The following is a 17,125-nucleotide window of genomic DNA, read 5'->3' on the forward strand; positions in this document are numbered from 1 at the left end:
CTTCACGGATACAGGTGTACTGGTTCAAAGGATCCAGCACCCTTACCTCTTACGATCTATTTAATGTACCTAACCTCCGCTTAAACTCTGCGTGCGGATGAATTACCTGATTTACTGTACATCAGATCCCTTTCATCGAAAGGTTAGGCTAATACTATCTTCATGCAAAACCAGTTGAAATTTACCAACACGAGCCGTTCACAGTTTTTCACTACGGTTCGTCAACGCGTGGATGTTTACTTTAAAGAACAGGGGATTTCACCCCACGCCAATTCAGCCATGTGGTTGAAAGCAGGTTTCTTTCTGGGTGGATTCTTCCTACTGTACGGACTGTTGCTTTCCAACCAGTTTAACGTCTGGGCGATGCTTGGCTTTTCGGTAGGGCTAGGGATGTTTGCGGCTTTCATCGGTTTTAACATTTCGCACGATGCCCTGCACGGAGCTTTTTCTTCCAAAAGTTGGGTAAACCGGATGTTAGGGGCCAGTTTTTATCTGGTAGGAGCCAACCCCTACGTTTGGAAGATTACGCACAATATCGTCCACCATACGTATACCAATATTCCCGGCCATGACGAGGATATTGAAATTGCTCCCGGTCTGATTCGGGTAGATACGGACGAACCCGTACGACCCTGGCAACGGTATCAGCACTGGTATGCGTTTGCTCTGTACTCACTGGCGTCTTTATCCTGGGTGTTTCGCAAGGACTTTGTCAAGTTTTTCAAGAAGGAAATTGGTCATTATGAAAACCAGAATCACCCTAAACAGGAATACATAAAGCTGTTCGTTGCCAAGCTGGCGTACTATTTCCTGTTCCTGATTTTGCCTTACCTGGTCCTGGATTTAAGCTGGTGGCAAATTGGGATTGGCTTTTTAGTCATGCACTTAGTTGAAGGGCTGGTATTGGGGTTAGTCTTTCAGTTAGCTCACGTGGTGGAAGGTACTTCCTTTCCCGTTCCATCGGATAAAGGATCCATTGAAGAAGCCTGGGCCATTCACCAATTGCGTACCACGGCCAATTTTGCTCCGCGTTCGGCAGTCGCTGCCTTTTTCTGCGGGGGCTTAAATCGGCAGATTGAACACCACCTGTTCCCGAAAGTTTGCCACATTCATTATCCGGCTCTTACCCAGTTGGTCAAGCAGACGGCCGAAGATTTTAACCTGCCCTATCTGGAGAATCGGAGCTTCTTTTCGGCTTTGCACTCCCATTATCGTTTATTAAAACTTTTAGGACGTCCGGCCTGATTTCATATCAGCACTAGTTGACCTGTAAGTAAAAGTTTTTGTTCACCTAAAAATGAAAAACCATGTTACTAATCGCCCAGTCCGTAGGTTGTGTCGTTGCTTATTTGCTTGTAAAGATGGATTGGAACGGTCTTCGCGAGCGTACATTCCGACCCGTACTCATTCCGGATCGCATCCGGATGAGCTGGAATAAATAGAAGCTATAGTAGCGTAATGTCCCGGTTCGTGCAGGAGTAACCTCTTGTGCGGACCGGGATTATTTTTTACCCGAAAAGCAGAACGCCGTAGCTGGGCATAGGCCAATAAAAAGCCCACGTGCCGTTTTTTTACTACCTTGCTTTTTTTTTGAGTTTAATGGTGTTCCAGGCGGGTATCAAAGAAACCCACAGAAGGGATGAGTAGAAAAATTTTAGTTACTGCCGATCAGATTGCTACGTCGAGCACTGGTTTGTATCATTTTGCCTTTGAACTGATTAAACAGCTCCGGGCGTACCAGATCGACGAGATGGATTTACAGTACTTGATCCCCCGGTCGTTTGCAAAGATCAAACCCTTTGGAGAGGTCCATTACCGAACTCGGGGTGTACTTACGAATTTGCGGTGGAAAAGTATTCCGGAGTTTGACCTGATTCATTTTACGCAGCAAAACCCGACGCTGCTCAAGCCCCATAAAATCATCGGTCGGAAAATCCTGACCATTCATGATTTAAATTATCGCTACGAATATCCCGTTGATTCGGCGCCGTATCGGCATTTTCAAGCTCAGACACGCCGGTATATGGATCAGGTAGACGGTATTACGACGATCTCCCATTACGCGGCCCGTGATATCTCCGAACATCTGCAGTATCCGCTGGACCAGATTCGGGTTATTTATAACGGCGTAAACGTATCGACTATTCCGGCAGCAGAACTAGCTCATCATCAGCCCAGCTTCCGTCCTGAACGTCCCTTTTTATTTACCGTTGGGACGGTGATGGCGAAGAAAAACTTCCATGTTTTACCAGCCCTGTTGGCTAATCTGGATTACGATCTGATTATTGCCGGACGAATCGATGACCATAGCCTGGAATACTATAATCTGATTAAACGGGAGTGTGAACGCTTTGGAATCGCATCCGGGCGGGTGCATCTCTTGGGGGAGACTTCAGAAATTGATAAACACTGGTATTATCAGTATTGCAGTGCCTTTGTTTTTCCCTCGATTGCCGAAGGTTTTGGTTTACCGGTGCTGGAGGCCTTTAGCTACGAAAAACCTACCTTTTTATCCACGCATACGGCCTTGCCGGAAGTAGGCGGAGAAGCGGCGTATTACTTTGATAGTTTCCATCCCGATCGCATGAGTGAAGTAGTAAAGCAGGGGCTAGCCGATTTTCCGTCTTCGAATAAAATTCAACTGGCTCGGAATCGCGTGTCTGAATTTTCCTGGGAAAAAGCCGCTCAGTCGTATCTGACCTTATATGAGGAGATCCTTCGTCGATGATTGGGTAGATTAAAGGCTCCGACGAATCCACTGACTCAGGTAATAGCCCCAAATTAGAGCTAGGATCACAATCACCGCGTAGGTGAGAATCCATGCCCAATTCCAGGACGACATCTTTTCAAATAGTTTTTTCATTCGTACATGCAGCGTAACAGCAGACTCGATAGACGCGTCTTTTGACCCCGCAATATAAGACCCACTTTTCAATGCGAAAGGCTGGAAACCGATTTCTTAGGGCTTTTCATACCATTCACTCACTCGGGAACGGAAAATAAAATTCCCTTCTCAACGTCAGAAACCGACTAAAGTAAAGGTCAATAACCTGAGGTTATAGATTAGTACTGAGGTTAAATATCGTTGAATCAGACGCTTAGTTTCGTAAGAAGAGCTTTAGCAAACCAAAGATTAGGTTTGTAATAAAAAAGCTAGCTATTTGAAGGCGTAAACACTTTACGTTCGGGTGCCCTAGCGGTTTAATAGTATCAAGGGTACTGCGAAACTTTGGTTGCAGTAAACCCTAACTGGTTTCTGGTTAGGGTTTATCATTTTGATAATTAAGTCAGACGAATACAGTAGAAATATACCCAATAAAATAAAAAAACTCCCCATGAAACACGGAGGAGTTTTAACGTTCAACCTTCAACCTATCTGCTTCAAAAGTACGGTCTCTGGCTCGTAATCAAAGGTTAATTCTATGAATGGCAGACTTTTTCCTGTCAATTGTATCTTCTACTCGTTAAGCGTTTTAAGGGATTAATTAGTGAACGTTAAAGACCACTTTTCTCGCCCGTGTAAAGCTTGCTTTGAACCCTTACGCTCACTCTATTCAACGCGTTTACTTCCCAGTTTGAAACTTTTCTATTACCTTGTTTGAGAAGAGAGTAAAGGTACTTTTTGATGCAGAAAACCATGAGAGCGTTTCGTTTATGGGGTGGATTAATTCTTCTGCTAGGGATAGTATACGGCGTTCAGTACGTCTATCATCGCTGGCAACAGCCCTGGGATTACGCCTCAGTGACGCCCTCATTAGTGGGCCACTGGTTTGGGCCCTTCAAAGACCCCGATGGTATCCCCAAAACACTCGAACTGGAAATTTTTAAACCGGAAGTAGATTGGCTGAATCGGAAACGCCGGGGGGGCAATAAGCAAAGCTTTAAAGGAGTCGCCCGAGTAAAGAGTCGGTTAGGTCAGGAGCAGTACCGACTTGAAGGAGTCGTACGCAATTCTCAACAACAAGCTCTGAGCCGGATCACTTTTTTATTTCAGGATGAAAATACCCGGCTACGTAATAATTTTAACCTAATGACCGCTGAGGAAGGGGGTACTTGGGAGTCCGATGCCCTGAATCTGACGCTTACGTTCCGGTATATCACCGAAAGTGGAAGTGCCTTCTCCAGTAGCAATGACCATCGCTACACAACGACGGTTCCGGTTCGTCTGAAACGAATGAGCCCATAATCCTGAAGAAATATTGAGCTGAAAAAATAGGCTTAGCTCTTTGAATCCTGCAAATTGTCGTACTTTCGCGGCTCAATCGGTGTCCAGTGGATTATTCATTGGGCTTAAAAGGGAATCCGGTGCAATTCCGGAGCAGTACCCGCTGCTGTAAGTTCCGAACGAGTCTAGTGTTTTGAGTTTAGAGTGCAAAACAACTCTAAACCCCAAACTCAAAACTCCCAACATTTCTCATCAAACAAACCACTGTGCTTTCAAGCATGGGAAGGGGCTGAGAAAGGAACGAGCCAGAAGACCTGCCATTGAAATCATACCAACGTGCTTTCGGGAAGAAAAGCAGGAGGCTAGCCTAATCGGTGAGGAGACGCTTGCGTCATCCTCTAGCTTTGTTTTCCCGTAAGCAATAGAATTCATCCGGGAAAACTACATGATTCATCCTTTACTGCTCGATTCGTTTGTACTGGGCATTCAGCACTCTTTCGAACCCGATCACCTGGCGGCTGTTTCCGTCCTGACCAGTGAAAAAAAGAAAGGTCAGCTGTGGCGGGTAGCCTGGCGGTCTTCGCACTGGGCGTTAGGGCACGCCTTTTCGCTCATTCTCTTTGCCTGCCTGATCTTACTACTTAAATCTCAGCTATCTCTGGAAGTTGCCTCCTGGGTTGAATACGTGGTAGGGCCATTGATGATTTATCTGGGCATTGTTGCCATTCGTCGTAATTTCAAAAATGATCTGGTCCGCCCAACGGAGGTATCCAACGCGGCAGCTACACCGCTAAACCGCTCCTTTGGCGTGGGGATGATTCACGGACTAGCCGGTACCGGAGGGGCCTGTACAGTTGCCCTTACGCTGGCGGCCAAGGACGCTTCCACCGCCGTCTGGATCATCATCATTCAAAGCCTGAGTATTCTACTGGCCATGACCGTCTACGGATGCGTTTTTGCCTTTTCACTACAAAAAGTAGCCCAGCGAACGGAACGTGTGCTTCGCTGGATGAATTACGTCATTGGCTTTTTTTCGATTGCAGTGGGCATTCTCACGCTAGTTGATACATTCTAGACTATTGCTTCAGTATTCGTTTACCCTTTATTCATTTTCGATGTTTTCTTCCCCCCAGAAAAAAGGCCTTTGGGCCAGTATGCTTTTATTGCCTGGACTGACTTACGCTCAAACACCAGCGGATTCGGTGTACGCCCTCCAACCCATTGTGGTAACGGCGACCCGTTCGGAGGTTACCTTAGCCGAGGTACCCCGCAGTTTACGCGTGATTACTCGTCAGGACATAGCCTTAACTCCTGCTAATGATCTAACGGATATTGCCAAGAAAACCGCTGGCTTACACGTGATTCAGTATCCGAACCTTTCTTCAGGAATCGGGATTCGCGGTTTTCGGCCCCAGTTTTCGGGATTAAATCAACGCACGCTGTTACTCATCGATGGCCGTCCGGCGGGAGCCACCAATCTCTCCACCATCTCGCTCAACGGTGTCGAACGCATTGAAGTACTCAAAGGCCCTGCCTCGGCTTTGTACGGATCGCAAGCCATGGGCGGCGTGATTAACGTTATCACTCGCCGATCCCAGGGAACGCCCCAGGGGTCCGCGTATGTGGAGTACGGTAGTTTCAAGACCCTGCAGGCGGGTTTGCAAACGGGAGGGAATCTAACCAAACAACTGGATTATGATTTGTCGTTTGCCTACTTTCAGCGGGCCAATGATTATAAAATTGGGAAGAACAACTGGCTACGTAATGCCTTCGATTTTCGCAATGCGGTCAAACATTACGCTAACCAACCGGATGTGGAGGTCGATGACCGTACTGGCGATGGCCAAACCCGGCCGTATACGCAACTCAGTTACTATACCGGAGCCTTGCGACTGGGCTACCAGCTTAGTTCGAAATGGCGGCTGGATGTTCGCGGCGAAACCTTTCAGGCCCGGAATGTACAGTCGCCCGGCGATATTGCTTACGGCATTACGGAATCCAGCAGTAAGGACGTCGAGCGGGCCTCGGGCGAAGTTGCTTTATCGGGTAATCTGGGGGCCCATCAGCCGAGTCTGAAAGTGTTCACAGCGGATGAATCGAACACGAATTATACCCTCAATGTTTCCGGCAAACCGGTGGTCCCGTATCGATCTAACCGTACCGCCAATGCCTGGACGGGCGTACAAGTCAAGGACGTCTGGACGCTGGGGCAGCACTCATTAGTCGTAGGCTACGATTACCTGAAGGCTTCCACCAAAGGCCGTCGCTGGTCAGACTTAACGACGGAACGGGCTCCTACGCAGCCGAATTACGCGTTGATTTCTTCAGCCTTTTACGCTCAGGCAAATTTGAAATGGGGCAAATTGACGCTTCAACCCGGTTTACGGTTTGATCAGATCACGTTTGATGTGCAGGCAACACCTTTGCTGACTACGTATCAACCCGGTAAAAAGACGAATCCATTTTTGAGTCCTAGTTTAGCCGCCGGGTACGAGATTCTGCCAAGTGTACGAATCAAAGCCAGTGTAGGACGAGCCTTTGTTACGCCCGATGCCTACAACGTAGCCGGGTACTCTGAAGCTCGTACGACGACCGGAAAAATTGCGGTGACGAGCGGTAATCCCGATTTGAAGAATGAAAGCAGCTGGAGCCAGGACGTAGGGATTTCTTTTGAAGAGAACGGCTTCTACGTCAATGCCACCTATTTCGCTACGCAGGTAAAAGACCAGATTGCCCGAGTGGTTACTGACGTGAATGAACCCCTGGGTAATGGCGACGTCATTGTTTCACGGACGCGTTTTGTGAACGCCGCCGACTCGCATATGAACGGTCTGGAAGTCGAAGCGGGCTATGGGAAGGAAGGCGTTTGGAAGGTATACGCCACTCTGACGTCCATGTTTGAAGCCAAAGAAGTGATTCTAGGAAAAAATGATTCGCGTAGTAGCCGTGATATTGCCAACGTAGCCCGGAATCTGGTTTCCTACGGGGCGGAGTATAGTCCGATCAAAAATGTTCGTATGCGACTGACCGGACGTTACGTAGGCTCCCGCAAGGACATTGACTATACCGATGCCAAAAATCCGGAGATCACGTATGCTCCCTTCATGGTACTCGATGCCGTAGCCATGTATTCGTTCCAGCAGAAACATCGACTGACCCTGTCCGTTTCGAACCTGACGGACGAAAATTACTACGAAAAGCGGGGTTATAACTTACCGGGGCGTACGGTTTCGTTGCGTTACACGCTGGCGTTCTAGGCTAAGGTAAAACCTTGATTACTGTAAAATCCCTCAACCAGTACCTAACGGGTTGGGGGATTTTTGTTGAACATTGGAAGGAAAAACTATCGATCCATCTTTCTCAATCATTTGCATATTAATTCTATAAAATGCTCATTAACAGTAGATTATTTATAGAATATAAATTCTTGTGGACCTGCTCTTTCCAGGCACATTTTTGAATTTTCAAAAATAATTTTGTTTTCTAAAACGTTTGTTTCAGAAAAAGACACACCTTTGCAGAGCAATTAGTTGAAGCATGGCAAGAAACGTTGAGTTTAACGAGGAAGAAGCAATTCAAAAAGCTACCGATGTCTTTTGGGAAAAAGGCTATCATGGGGCTTCCCTCCGCGATTTAACGGACGCCATGCAAATCAACAGCAGTAGTCTTTACAATACCATCGGCGATAAGCATCAATTGTTTGTCAAGTGTCTGAAATACTACATTCAGAATAAGCGGGAATTCTTACAAAATCAGTCCGAACGTGCGGATTCACCGCTGGCGGCTATCATTAATTTCATCGAGGCTGCATCCGAAACAATTATTAAGGACGCCAACGGTTGTCTGGCCGTTAAGACGGCTTTCGAAGTTTCTCCCAAGGATGATCGTATTCAATCGATTTTGAAAGCGGATAATGATTTCACGCGTAATTATCTGAGTTCATTAGTGAAACAGGCCATAAATGACGGTCAGATGGCCGCAACAGAAGACCCCGATTTGCTGGCTGATTTCATCGTCGCGAGTTACACCGGCTGGTATGAACTTCATGTTTTGTATGCTAATTCAAAGCAAATCAGGAATTTAGCTCAACTTCTGATTCGACAAATTTCATCCTAAAAATTTTTAACCCATTCTGAAACAAATAATTCAGAATAATCTGTGTAGTACTTTTTGGCATCTATTCTGAAACAATCAATTCAAAAAACAAATCATGGAAAATCAACTTTCGTTTAGTACGGACCTTCGTGGTAAAATCGCTTTAGTAACGGGGGGTACCAAGGGCATTGGCAAAGCGATTGCGGATCAATTAGCTCAGGCGGGAGCCCAGGTCATCGTAACGGCCCGAAACCGCCCCGCCGATTCAGATTCAACCCATTCATTCATAGCAGTCGATCTAACGCAGGCGGATCAGGTCACGCAACTGGCCCAGCAAGTACAGGATACCTATGGAAGAATTGACATCCTCATTGACAACGTCGGCGGCCTTACAACTCCCGGCGGTGGTTTTCAGGCATTAAGTGACCAGGACTGGGAACAGGAACTGCAATTCAACCTACTCGCCACCATCCGCCTGGATCGGGCCCTGCTGCCGCTCATGCAGAATCAGAAAAGTGGGGTGGTCATTCATATCTCGACGGGAGCCGCTAAACAACCCCTGTGGAATCTCAATTTAGCTTATTCGGTTTCTAAGGCAGCATTGAACTGTTACAGTAAAGCACTGGCCAATGAAGTAGCCAGTCAGGGAATTCGGGTCGTAGCAGTTTCGCCCGGAGCGGTAAAAACACCCTTAATGGAGCAATTCCTGGAGGATTTTGCCCGAAACGAAGGGATTCCCTTGGAAGATGCCTTTACTACGGTAATGGGTAAAATGAGCGGCGTTCCCTTAGGAAGAATGGCAGAGCCCGAGGAGATCGCTTCACTCGTTCGCTTTTTAGCTTCTCCAGCCGCTTCGTATATCACGGGCGTAAATTATAGCATCGACGGCGGAGCGTACCCCATTGCGTAAAAAGTCTCGTTTACGGGTCATCCCCGCCGGGAATATTCAATAAGAATTTCACGGCGGGGATGACCCGTAGTAGCAGTGTAAGTCTCTGGAAGAAAGAAATCCATTTTCTTCTTACAGACTAAACCTGTTCAAAAAATCATCTAAGGATAACGTCTATTAACTCAGGAAAAAGAGAGCGTTACTAGAAGTAATGTCCTAAGGCAGAAATTTTAAGTCAAACCAGAACCTATAAATGACAATCTTTGCTAACCCGTAACTACCTAAGCCCCTTTTTCTGTGATCTTCAGCTTTACTGCTTCTGCTGATTTTGATTTTATGACGTACTTTGCCCGGCACATACAGGCAACGGTACAGAATGACTTGTTAGTTATTCCGGACTATCTCGGGCAGGGGTCCATTCGGAAATTAGCCTTCGGGACGGACTTCAAAATTACCATTCACCGCTATATACTTAAGGAAGATTTAGTCATCCACCGGAATACCTCCGGCCAGGGAAACGATCTGATTACCGTCTTCTTTTACAACAACGAGCAGGCATTGGAGATCGCTTATAATGAGAATACCCAAATACTGTTTTCGCAACGGGACGAATCAGCGATCCAGGTGACGTCAAACGACCTCAGTTCAACGATCCGCTTTCCGGCCCACCAACAGATTCATTACGTGGTCGTTGCCATTACGCCGCCTCGGTTGAATGAATTATTAGCCGTCAGTGAGCCTAACTCAGTCCTGCAAACCATTACGGGCAGCGGCAATTCTTTCCTGTTTTTTGAACGCATGACCACCGAGACCAAGTTACTACTGAAGAATATGGCCGCGGTGGACATGGAGGATCACCTCAGTAACTTCTACCTACAGATCAAAGCACAGGAATTGCTCTATCAGGTTTTTCATACCTTGTCGTTACGGGAGAATACGGCCCACCAAACCGTCAGTAGTATAGATGCGGAAAGGCTCCTGCACATCCGGACTGAGATCATCAATGATTTGAGCGTACCGCCCGTTATTCGTAACCTGGCACAGGTGGCGGCCATGAGCGAAACCAAGCTAAAACAGCTTTTCAAACAAACCTTTGGCACGACCATCTATAATTATTACCAGCAAGCCCGGATGGAAGAAGCCGCTTTTCTATTAAAACAGGGCAAGCATTCCGTGGGCGAAGTAGGTTACGAGCTGGGGTTTTCTAATTTAAGCCACTTCAGCCGACTGTTTGAAAAGCATTACGGACTAAACCCGAAGCGATACTCGTATTCGTAAGACTCTACTTATCTAGATAATTAGGTGGAAAGAGTTGCTGACCGTGTTTTTCAGCAATACCCTGTAACCTTTTCAACGTAGCAGCATCCAGTACGGGTGGCGGTAGAAACTGACCCGTTGCCACCGGTTGACCCACCTCTTCGAAGAATAACTCCAAGCCGGCCGGTACCACCGTGCATAGTAAGTGGGCCGTCTGCTTCGTCTTGTTTTTGAAGCCGTGTACCACGCCCCCTTTGGGAATACTAATGAAAGATCCTTGGGTTGCTACGTACGTACCAAACTCGGATTTGAATTCTACTTCGCCTTCCACTACGTAAAAGGATTCTTCAAAATCCGCATGGGCATGCGGACCGGGTCCGCCGCCCGGAGGAATCAGCATATCAATCGTAGCAAAAGCTCCGCCCGTGTCTTTTCCGGTAACCAGGATTCGATAGTTGTTACCCGCGACGGAAATACTGTTGCCTGCTTCAGGGGCAATGGTCAATGGTTTGATGTGATTTTCCATTCCAATGGTTTTTAAGTACCCCACAAAGCTCGAGCAATTTTAGGACGGAAAATATTCCGATAGGACCATAAATCAGTCGAATCCGACAAACTCAGCTTAACGCCTTCCATTCACTTTAACTAAAGCTATCCGAGGCGTAAGGCCATGATACGACTCTGTCGTATTCGACTATTTTTCTGACTTTCTGTGCTATTTATAGTTCTGGAGTCCCGCCACCTTTGCTGTATAATCATTCAAACACACAGCAATGAAAATAGTACTAACACCTTTTTCAAAAGGCGGACTACAATTGAAAAACCATGTGGTCATGGCCCCGATGACTCGCAGCCGAGCCCTGAACAATCTCCCAAATGCCCTCATGGCCACCTATTATAAGCAGCGTTCCGAAGCCGGCCTGATCATTACCGAAGGGACTTCACCCAGTCCGGAGGGTTTGGGTTATTCACGCATTCCGGGTATTTTTTCCGAGGCACAGGTAGAGGGCTGGCGGGCGGTAACCCGGGGCGTCCACGAAGGGGGATCTAAGATCTTTCTACAGTTAATGCATACCGGAAGGATCGCCCATATCGCTAATCTACCGGAAGGCTATCAGCCCGTGGGCCTTTCGACGATTCAGGCGGTTGGCGAAATCTTTACTGATGCAGAGGGCATGCAGGAATATTCCGTACCCGTAGCTCTGGATATAGCGGGCATCAACCGCGTAATACATGACTTCGTAAAAGCTGCACAAAATGCCATCCAGGCGGGTTTTGACGGAGTTGAATTGCACGGTGCTAATGGCTATCTGTTGGAACAATCGCTACATCCTCAAGTCAATAACCGTACGGATGCGTATGGGGGAAGTATCGAAAACCGCAGCCGTTTGACTCTAGAGATTGCCGAAAAGATTGTGGCTGCCATTGGTCCGGAGAAGGTAGGTATACGCATCTCTCCGTACTCTCAGTTAAGTGACATGCCTCCTTACGACGAATTCGAAGTACACCAAACCTACGCGTACCTGAGTAGTGAATTGAATCGCTTGGACATTGCGTACATCCACGTTTCCGATAATCCCGCCATACCTCAAAAAACGCACCAGGCAATCCGAGAGGCCTTTTCCAATACGCTATTTATTGTAACGGATTAACCCCTGAAACCGCAGAGGCGAAAGTACAGGAAGGTTCGGCCGACCTGGTAGCCTTTGGCAGAAACTTCCTGTCCAACCCAGATTTCCTAAGCCGAATAGAATTAAACGCTCCCCTCAATGAAGTAGACTATATGACTTTATACACGCCGGGAGAACAAGGGTACACGGATTATCCAGTGTTCAAATCAGTATCATAGCCAGACTACCGCTCGGGTTTACATCGTCCATGCATAAACTTGATCAAAATCAACACTTAATAACTATTGCTAGAAGAAACAAACCTCTCCCGCATGTCAGCCGCGGAACGACCTATGATAGCCGCAAAGCGTTAGCCTAGAGCAGGCCATCGTTAGGCGTGGAATGCCACCGCATGGAAGGCTGACACGCTGTATCTAAAGGGCGAAACTCGGTCTCTTGAAGGCGACCTAATGAAACAACCTATTCGTACAACACTATTCTAACATAAGTACTATCAAACTATCATCATGAAAAAAGTAACCTACAACCATTTTGGCGATGAAAGCGTGCTTGAACTGGTAGAGCAAGCGGTGCCAAGTATTGAAAACAATCAATTGTTGATCCGGGTAAAAGCGGTTTCGATAAATCCGCTGGACTGGAAGGTGTACGGGGGAGAAATGAAATTGATGTCGGGTACCCGTTTCCCTAAATCAGTAGGTGTCGATTTCTCGGGAATTGTCGAACAAGCGGGTAGTGCCACTACTCGCTTCAAGGTGGGAGAAGCCGTCATGGGTTTACTGGACGTATTTAAAGGCGGAGCGTTAGCCGATTACATCGTCGTTAAAGAGACAGATATTGCTCTAAAACCGGCTTCTATCTCGTTCGAGCAAGCCGCTGCTTTGCCCGTAACTGGATTGTCCGCCCTGCAAATCATGGATCAGTTAGCCGGGGTAAGGCCGAAACAAGAAGTATTAATTAACGGTGCCAGCGGTGGAATCGGCGTATTTGCCGTACAGATTGCCAAAAAACGCGGGGCCCGTGTCACGGCCGTGGTAAGCACCGATGCCGTTACCGCAGCTACCCAATGGGGAGCGGATAAGGTCATCGACTATACAAAACAATCGATCAACCAGCTCACGCAACGCTTCGACGTCTTTATTGATCTATCCACTAAGCTATCCTTGAGCGAGGCCAAACCCTTGATGAAGCCTAAAGGGGCTTTCGTCAGTACGCTACCTTCGCCTATGACGCTTTTGTCCTCGTTTGTGAACAATCTCATTTCCGGTAAAAAGCATAAGATCTTGATTTTGAAACCAACGGTGGAAGGATTCAAAGCATTAGCGGATCTAGCCGAAGCAGGACTTCAGATTGAACTGGCGAAGACGTACGCCCTGAGTAACGTCAGAGAAGCCTACAAAGAAGCCCGTCACCAGAAGCGTATGGGCAAGTCAGTCATTGTTTTGGATTGATGCTTCACCAAGTCATTAAATCATTATTCCTCTAAAAGTCAGTTAGGTGAGGAGCCGTCAGCATCAAGTTTCTGCTGACGATCCGGCTATTTTACCGTAAGGGTTTCTTTCTGCGTTTTTCCCTGGGAATCGGTTAATTCCAGTACAAAGGATCCTCGGGGTAAGATGAGTGATTGTTGAGCAGGATTCTGGAGTTCGATCTGATCCACCGGCACACTGTTCTCCTCACCGGGATAGTAGGCTTTGACCAGGCAGGGAAAAGCGACCTGAAACCGAAGTTTTTTCAAGCTGACTTCCTTCCAGGATCCATTTCTGAGTAGCCAGCGGGGCCTTCCATGTACGAACTGACTCCGGGGATGTATCACCTGTAGGTCTGTTACCTCACGTTCCCCATCCAAACGGATCGGATGACCCTGTTTATCCAGTACAATCGCTGCGTAGGTTAGCGTACCCGGATTGTAGTAAGCAGATTCGTAAGCTGGCTCACTGTGTTCACTGAGTTCCTGCTGCTCAATGGTCAGAGGGTCCAGTCCCGACAAGGCTTTTAGCTCGCCTGCCATGGCTTTTCCCCAGCTCGGGTAAGGGCCTTCGACGACATGAGCAAATCCACAATGAATAAGTATTTTAGCAGTTGGGTCTTTCTGTAGAACTTGGTAAATGTTCCGAGCCTGCCCTTTTTCCCGAACGCTGCCACTACCATCCCCTTCATACCCGAACACGCGAAAACCTAATTTTAAGGCTTTGCGAATCAAGTTTCCAAATTGCGGTTCTCTTGAGTAATAACCGTCCTTCACCAGTGGCCACTTGCGTAGATTGATAAGGGAGTCTTCGGCCAGCGTTTCCAGACCCAAATACCGAAAACCCTGGGCATACAAACCCTCCAGTAACGATTCAGTAAAGACGCGGTGCAAGGGCTGGTGATGGGCTTCATTGATGATGACGAGCTTTTTTCCCCGGCTCTGCTTTACTATGTACGCGGTAGCTGGAGTAAAGACCCTATTGGGAGGGAAGGGGGATTTTTGAGTCAACGAATCAGCTGGAAGATGATAGTCAAAGGCAGACAGAGACTTCTTGTATTCTCCGATAAAGGAGTAATGCCAGGCAGCCATATCCAAGCTTAGCTCCGAACTATCACTGAGCGTAGCCTGAATTTGCTGGTTATTTAAATAGTCGTTTTTGGACTGAGCCTGTACGGCGGGTTGGGTAAATAAGCGAATCAGTAGGCAGGTCCAGGCATAAAGCGTATAATTCATAGTTGGCAAGGTTTAAGATATTACTTGCCGGCTAAAGTAAGACAAATAACTAAAAAATTAGTTATTTAATAAATAGAATAATGAATGAGATTGGGATTTGTAGATAAGGAAACACCCTCTCGTTGACGTTTCAACTTGGGGAGCACATCAAGTAAATCGTATACGACTCAGAGGTATAAATGCCTCGGTGAAGGAGTAAGCCTCTTCCTGAATTGAATCCTGTAATTGGTGAGAAAATATTTGTTTTCGAGGAGTTTGGAAACGATCATCGGCCGTTTTTGTTTACTAAGGATTCGCGTATGCCCTAAGTCTTTCTTCGCCTAGTTTATTCCATACCTTTTAGAAGAACATTTCACTTTCCTTTAGGAAAGTACTATACAAAAGAAAGCATACGTGTATACATTTACAGGCTCATGCTTCCGAGAAGCTAACGTCTTACCGGAGAAGATCCTGAGTACCCATTCAATGACACGAAGCCATGCTCAATAATCAAACAATAGCCTATTCCCTTTTAGAACTGGCCCTTGCTCCTCAGGGGGGCACACTTAAGGAAACCCTGAACAATTCGTTAGCCTTAGCTAAAGAAGCGGAGGCCTTAAACTATACCCGCTACTGGTTTGCTGAGCACCACAATGCGGACCACATCGGTAGCAATGCTCCTGCCATCCTGATTGGTTACGTAGCCGAAAATACGCGTACGTTGCGAGTCGGTTCGGGGGGGATTATGCTTCCTAATCATTCGCCTTTGATTGTGGCCGAACAGTTTGGTACCCTGGCTCAGCTGTACCCTAATCGTATTGATCTGGGTTTGGGCCGAGCCCCGGGTACGGATGGACAAACGGCTCATGCCATTCGATCTGATTTCATGGAGGCAGCCCAGTCATTTCCCCAGGAAGTAGCGAAAATACAAGCGTACTTTTCCCGAGAAAACCAAGGTTCGAAGGTACGGGCTCCCATTGCGGAAGGTACCGAGGTGCCCTTGTATATTTTGGGTTCCAGCACGGATAGTGCTCATTTGGCTGCGAAAAAAGGATTGCCGTACGCGTTTGCCAGTCACTTTGCTTCGACGCATTTGTTGAATGCCTTAGCGATCTACCGCCGGGAATTTCAACCTTCTCCGTTTTTAAGTCAACCGTATACGATTGCTGGCGTCAACATATTGATTGCCGATACGGATGAAGAGGCAGAGAAATTATTCACGACCCTCATCCGCATGTTTCTTGGCGTATTAACGGGAGCAAAGGATGCTTTACAACCGCCGACTGAGATGACGGACGAGTTGAGACAAATCCTGAAACATCCTACGTTGCATCAAATGCTGAAGTATTCTTTCGTGGGTAGTAAGGCAACAGTGAAAAGGCAGCTTGAGGCATTTTTAGCCGAAACACAGGTCAATGAGCTGATTGCCGTATCCACTACGTATGCTTTTGAAGACCGAATAAAATCAATCCGGGGTTTTGCCGAAGTGATGAAGGAAATCAATGAAAAGAAAAAGATGGAAAGTGATGTAGTACTGGCTTCTTAACCATTGATACAAGCAAGTTACTACGGATTCGTTTTCGGAATCGATTCGTTCGGACCGAAATCCCCAAAAAAGGGCGTGAGAAGTTCACGCCCTTTTTCTTTGATTATACCAGAGCATACTCTTAGGATGACTTCGTCAGAAAAAGACTCTAAAGAGAGTACGATCGAATTAAAGTCTGGTTACTGCTTCGTGTCGTACCGAACTACGGGACTAGAATTAGGGCAAAATCCATCTTAACGATCTTTCTGCATAATCTTTCTCCGGTGGTTGAGTCCCCATTCCTTTAACGCGTGAATAATGGGCGTTAGCGTATCGGCGTAAACTTCGGCCTGATAAGAGATCTTAACCGGATACCCCTCAATGATGGTTCGTTTAATGAGTTTGTGCTCTTCTAATTCTTTCAATTCCTTGGCTAATACCTTAGGCGTGATGCCCGGAACACTGTTCTGAATGTCCGTGAATCGATCATTACCAACCGAAACCGAGATAATAATGGGCAGTTTCCACTTACCATTAATGACGTCCAGTGTATCCCGAACGGGCTTTATAGTCTCCAGACAATTACAATAATCTTTCTTCGTAGGGGCCATACGTGCTCAATCCATGTTCACTTTCCTCTGGGGGAATACTATACAAAGGAAAGTAAATACTCGTGGTTTTTGCAAAACAATCGATGCTCAGTATAAAAACAGTAATCGTAGGACTCAGTAATGTCACTAGCAAGCTGGTCAGGTATTCGGACCGCAGTAATCCCTCATGGTGTATCCATGCGAAACTAACTTCCATATCGATTCGAAGAAGGTTGCCCCGACCAAACCGTGGGGATTAAAAAATTATTTTATATTGTTGTCGAGTATATTAT

At 46.8% G+C, this 17,125-nt stretch carries 17 protein-coding genes and 1 riboswitch; of the genes, 13 read left to right on the forward strand and 4 right to left on the reverse strand.

The window, feature by feature from the left end:
* Positions 1-162: 162 nt before the first annotated feature.
* The 3 genes from C5O19_RS20665 (at position 163) to C5O19_RS20670 (ending at position 2,728) form a co-directional block, all read left to right on the forward strand.
* A complete protein-coding gene (locus C5O19_RS20665) occupies positions 163-1,245 on the forward strand; it encodes a fatty acid desaturase family protein (RefSeq protein ID WP_104715283.1) in 1,083 nt (360 codons plus the stop codon).
* 62 nt (positions 1,246-1,307) lie between these two features.
* A complete protein-coding gene (locus tag C5O19_RS26400) occupies positions 1,308-1,442 on the forward strand; it encodes a hypothetical protein (protein WP_262509736.1) in 135 nt (44 codons plus the stop codon).
* 197 nt (positions 1,443-1,639) lie between these two features.
* Positions 1,640-2,728 (forward strand): glycosyltransferase family 4 protein, encoded by a 1,089-nt coding sequence (locus C5O19_RS20670; RefSeq protein WP_104715284.1) that lies wholly within the window; start codon positions 1,640-1,642, stop codon positions 2,726-2,728.
* 9 nt (positions 2,729-2,737) lie between these two features.
* On the opposite strand, the gene C5O19_RS26405 is transcribed toward C5O19_RS20670, so the two are convergent.
* Positions 2,738-2,863 (reverse strand): hypothetical protein, encoded by a 126-nt coding sequence (locus tag C5O19_RS26405; RefSeq protein WP_262509737.1) that lies wholly within the window; start codon positions 2,861-2,863, stop codon positions 2,738-2,740.
* Between the two features lie 774 nt (positions 2,864-3,637).
* On the opposite strand from C5O19_RS26405, the gene C5O19_RS20675 reads away from it, so the two are divergent.
* The 6 genes from C5O19_RS20675 (at position 3,638) to C5O19_RS20700 (ending at position 10,427) form a co-directional block, all read left to right on the forward strand.
* Positions 3,638-4,186 (forward strand): hypothetical protein, encoded by a 549-nt coding sequence (locus C5O19_RS20675; RefSeq protein ID WP_133163411.1) that lies wholly within the window; start codon positions 3,638-3,640, stop codon positions 4,184-4,186.
* 59 nt (positions 4,187-4,245) lie between these two features.
* Positions 4,246-4,501, forward strand: a riboswitch (cobalamin riboswitch).
* 109 nt (positions 4,502-4,610) lie between these two features.
* Positions 4,611-5,240: a cytochrome c biogenesis protein CcdA gene (locus tag C5O19_RS20680; RefSeq protein WP_104715286.1), complete on the forward strand. Its 630-nt coding sequence runs from the start codon at positions 4,611-4,613 to the stop codon at positions 5,238-5,240.
* Between the two features lie 79 nt (positions 5,241-5,319).
* On the forward strand, positions 5,320-7,422 hold the full coding sequence (locus C5O19_RS20685; protein WP_243406464.1) for a TonB-dependent receptor: 2,103 nt from the start codon (positions 5,320-5,322) through the stop codon (positions 7,420-7,422).
* Between the two features lie 280 nt (positions 7,423-7,702).
* On the forward strand, positions 7,703-8,281 hold the full coding sequence (locus C5O19_RS20690) for a TetR/AcrR family transcriptional regulator (protein WP_104715287.1): 579 nt from the start codon (positions 7,703-7,705) through the stop codon (positions 8,279-8,281).
* A gap of 94 nt (positions 8,282-8,375) precedes the next feature.
* The gene (locus C5O19_RS20695) at positions 8,376-9,170 is read left to right on the forward strand and encodes an SDR family oxidoreductase (RefSeq protein WP_104715288.1); all 795 of its coding nucleotides are present in this window, start codon (positions 8,376-8,378) and stop codon (positions 9,168-9,170) included.
* Positions 9,171-9,446: 276 nt separating this feature from the next.
* A complete protein-coding gene (locus C5O19_RS20700; RefSeq protein WP_104715289.1) occupies positions 9,447-10,427 on the forward strand; it encodes a helix-turn-helix transcriptional regulator in 981 nt (326 codons plus the stop codon).
* 4 nt (positions 10,428-10,431) lie between these two features.
* Here C5O19_RS20700 and C5O19_RS20705 read toward each other — a convergent pair whose 3' ends face one another.
* Positions 10,432-10,932, reverse strand: coding sequence for a cupin domain-containing protein (locus tag C5O19_RS20705; protein WP_104715290.1), 501 nt, complete (start codon positions 10,930-10,932; stop codon positions 10,432-10,434).
* 247 nt (positions 10,933-11,179) lie between these two features.
* Between C5O19_RS20705 and C5O19_RS20710 the strand changes: the two genes are divergently transcribed.
* From C5O19_RS20710 to C5O19_RS20715, 3 genes are all read left to right on the forward strand, one after another.
* Positions 11,180-12,058 (forward strand): alkene reductase, encoded by an 879-nt coding sequence (locus C5O19_RS20710; RefSeq protein WP_317046517.1) that lies wholly within the window; start codon positions 11,180-11,182, stop codon positions 12,056-12,058.
* A 44-nt stretch (positions 12,059-12,102) separates the two neighbouring features.
* A complete protein-coding gene (locus tag C5O19_RS26485; protein ID WP_317046520.1) occupies positions 12,103-12,255 on the forward strand; it encodes a hypothetical protein in 153 nt (50 codons plus the stop codon).
* A gap of 288 nt (positions 12,256-12,543) precedes the next feature.
* Positions 12,544-13,485 carry an NAD(P)-dependent alcohol dehydrogenase gene (locus tag C5O19_RS20715; protein ID WP_104715291.1) on the forward strand — a complete coding sequence of 314 codons (942 nt, stop codon included), beginning with the start codon at positions 12,544-12,546 and terminating at the stop codon, positions 13,483-13,485.
* 86 nt (positions 13,486-13,571) lie between these two features.
* Here C5O19_RS20715 and C5O19_RS20720 read toward each other — a convergent pair whose 3' ends face one another.
* Entirely contained in the window at positions 13,572-14,738 is a 1,167-nt protein-coding gene (locus C5O19_RS20720) for a hypothetical protein (RefSeq protein ID WP_104715292.1), read from the reverse strand.
* A 478-nt stretch (positions 14,739-15,216) separates the two neighbouring features.
* On the opposite strand from C5O19_RS20720, the gene C5O19_RS20725 reads away from it, so the two are divergent.
* Positions 15,217-16,263, forward strand: coding sequence for an LLM class flavin-dependent oxidoreductase (locus C5O19_RS20725; protein ID WP_104715293.1), 1,047 nt, complete (start codon positions 15,217-15,219; stop codon positions 16,261-16,263).
* Between the two features lie 233 nt (positions 16,264-16,496).
* On the opposite strand, the gene C5O19_RS20730 is transcribed toward C5O19_RS20725, so the two are convergent.
* Complete coding sequence (locus tag C5O19_RS20730; RefSeq protein ID WP_104715294.1) at positions 16,497-16,853, reverse strand: winged helix-turn-helix transcriptional regulator; 357 nt, start codon at positions 16,851-16,853, stop codon at positions 16,497-16,499.
* Positions 16,854-17,125 lie beyond the last annotated feature (272 nt).

Source organism: Siphonobacter curvatus, assembly GCF_002943425.1.
GTDB lineage: Bacteria > Bacteroidota > Bacteroidia > Cytophagales > Spirosomataceae > Siphonobacter > Siphonobacter curvatus.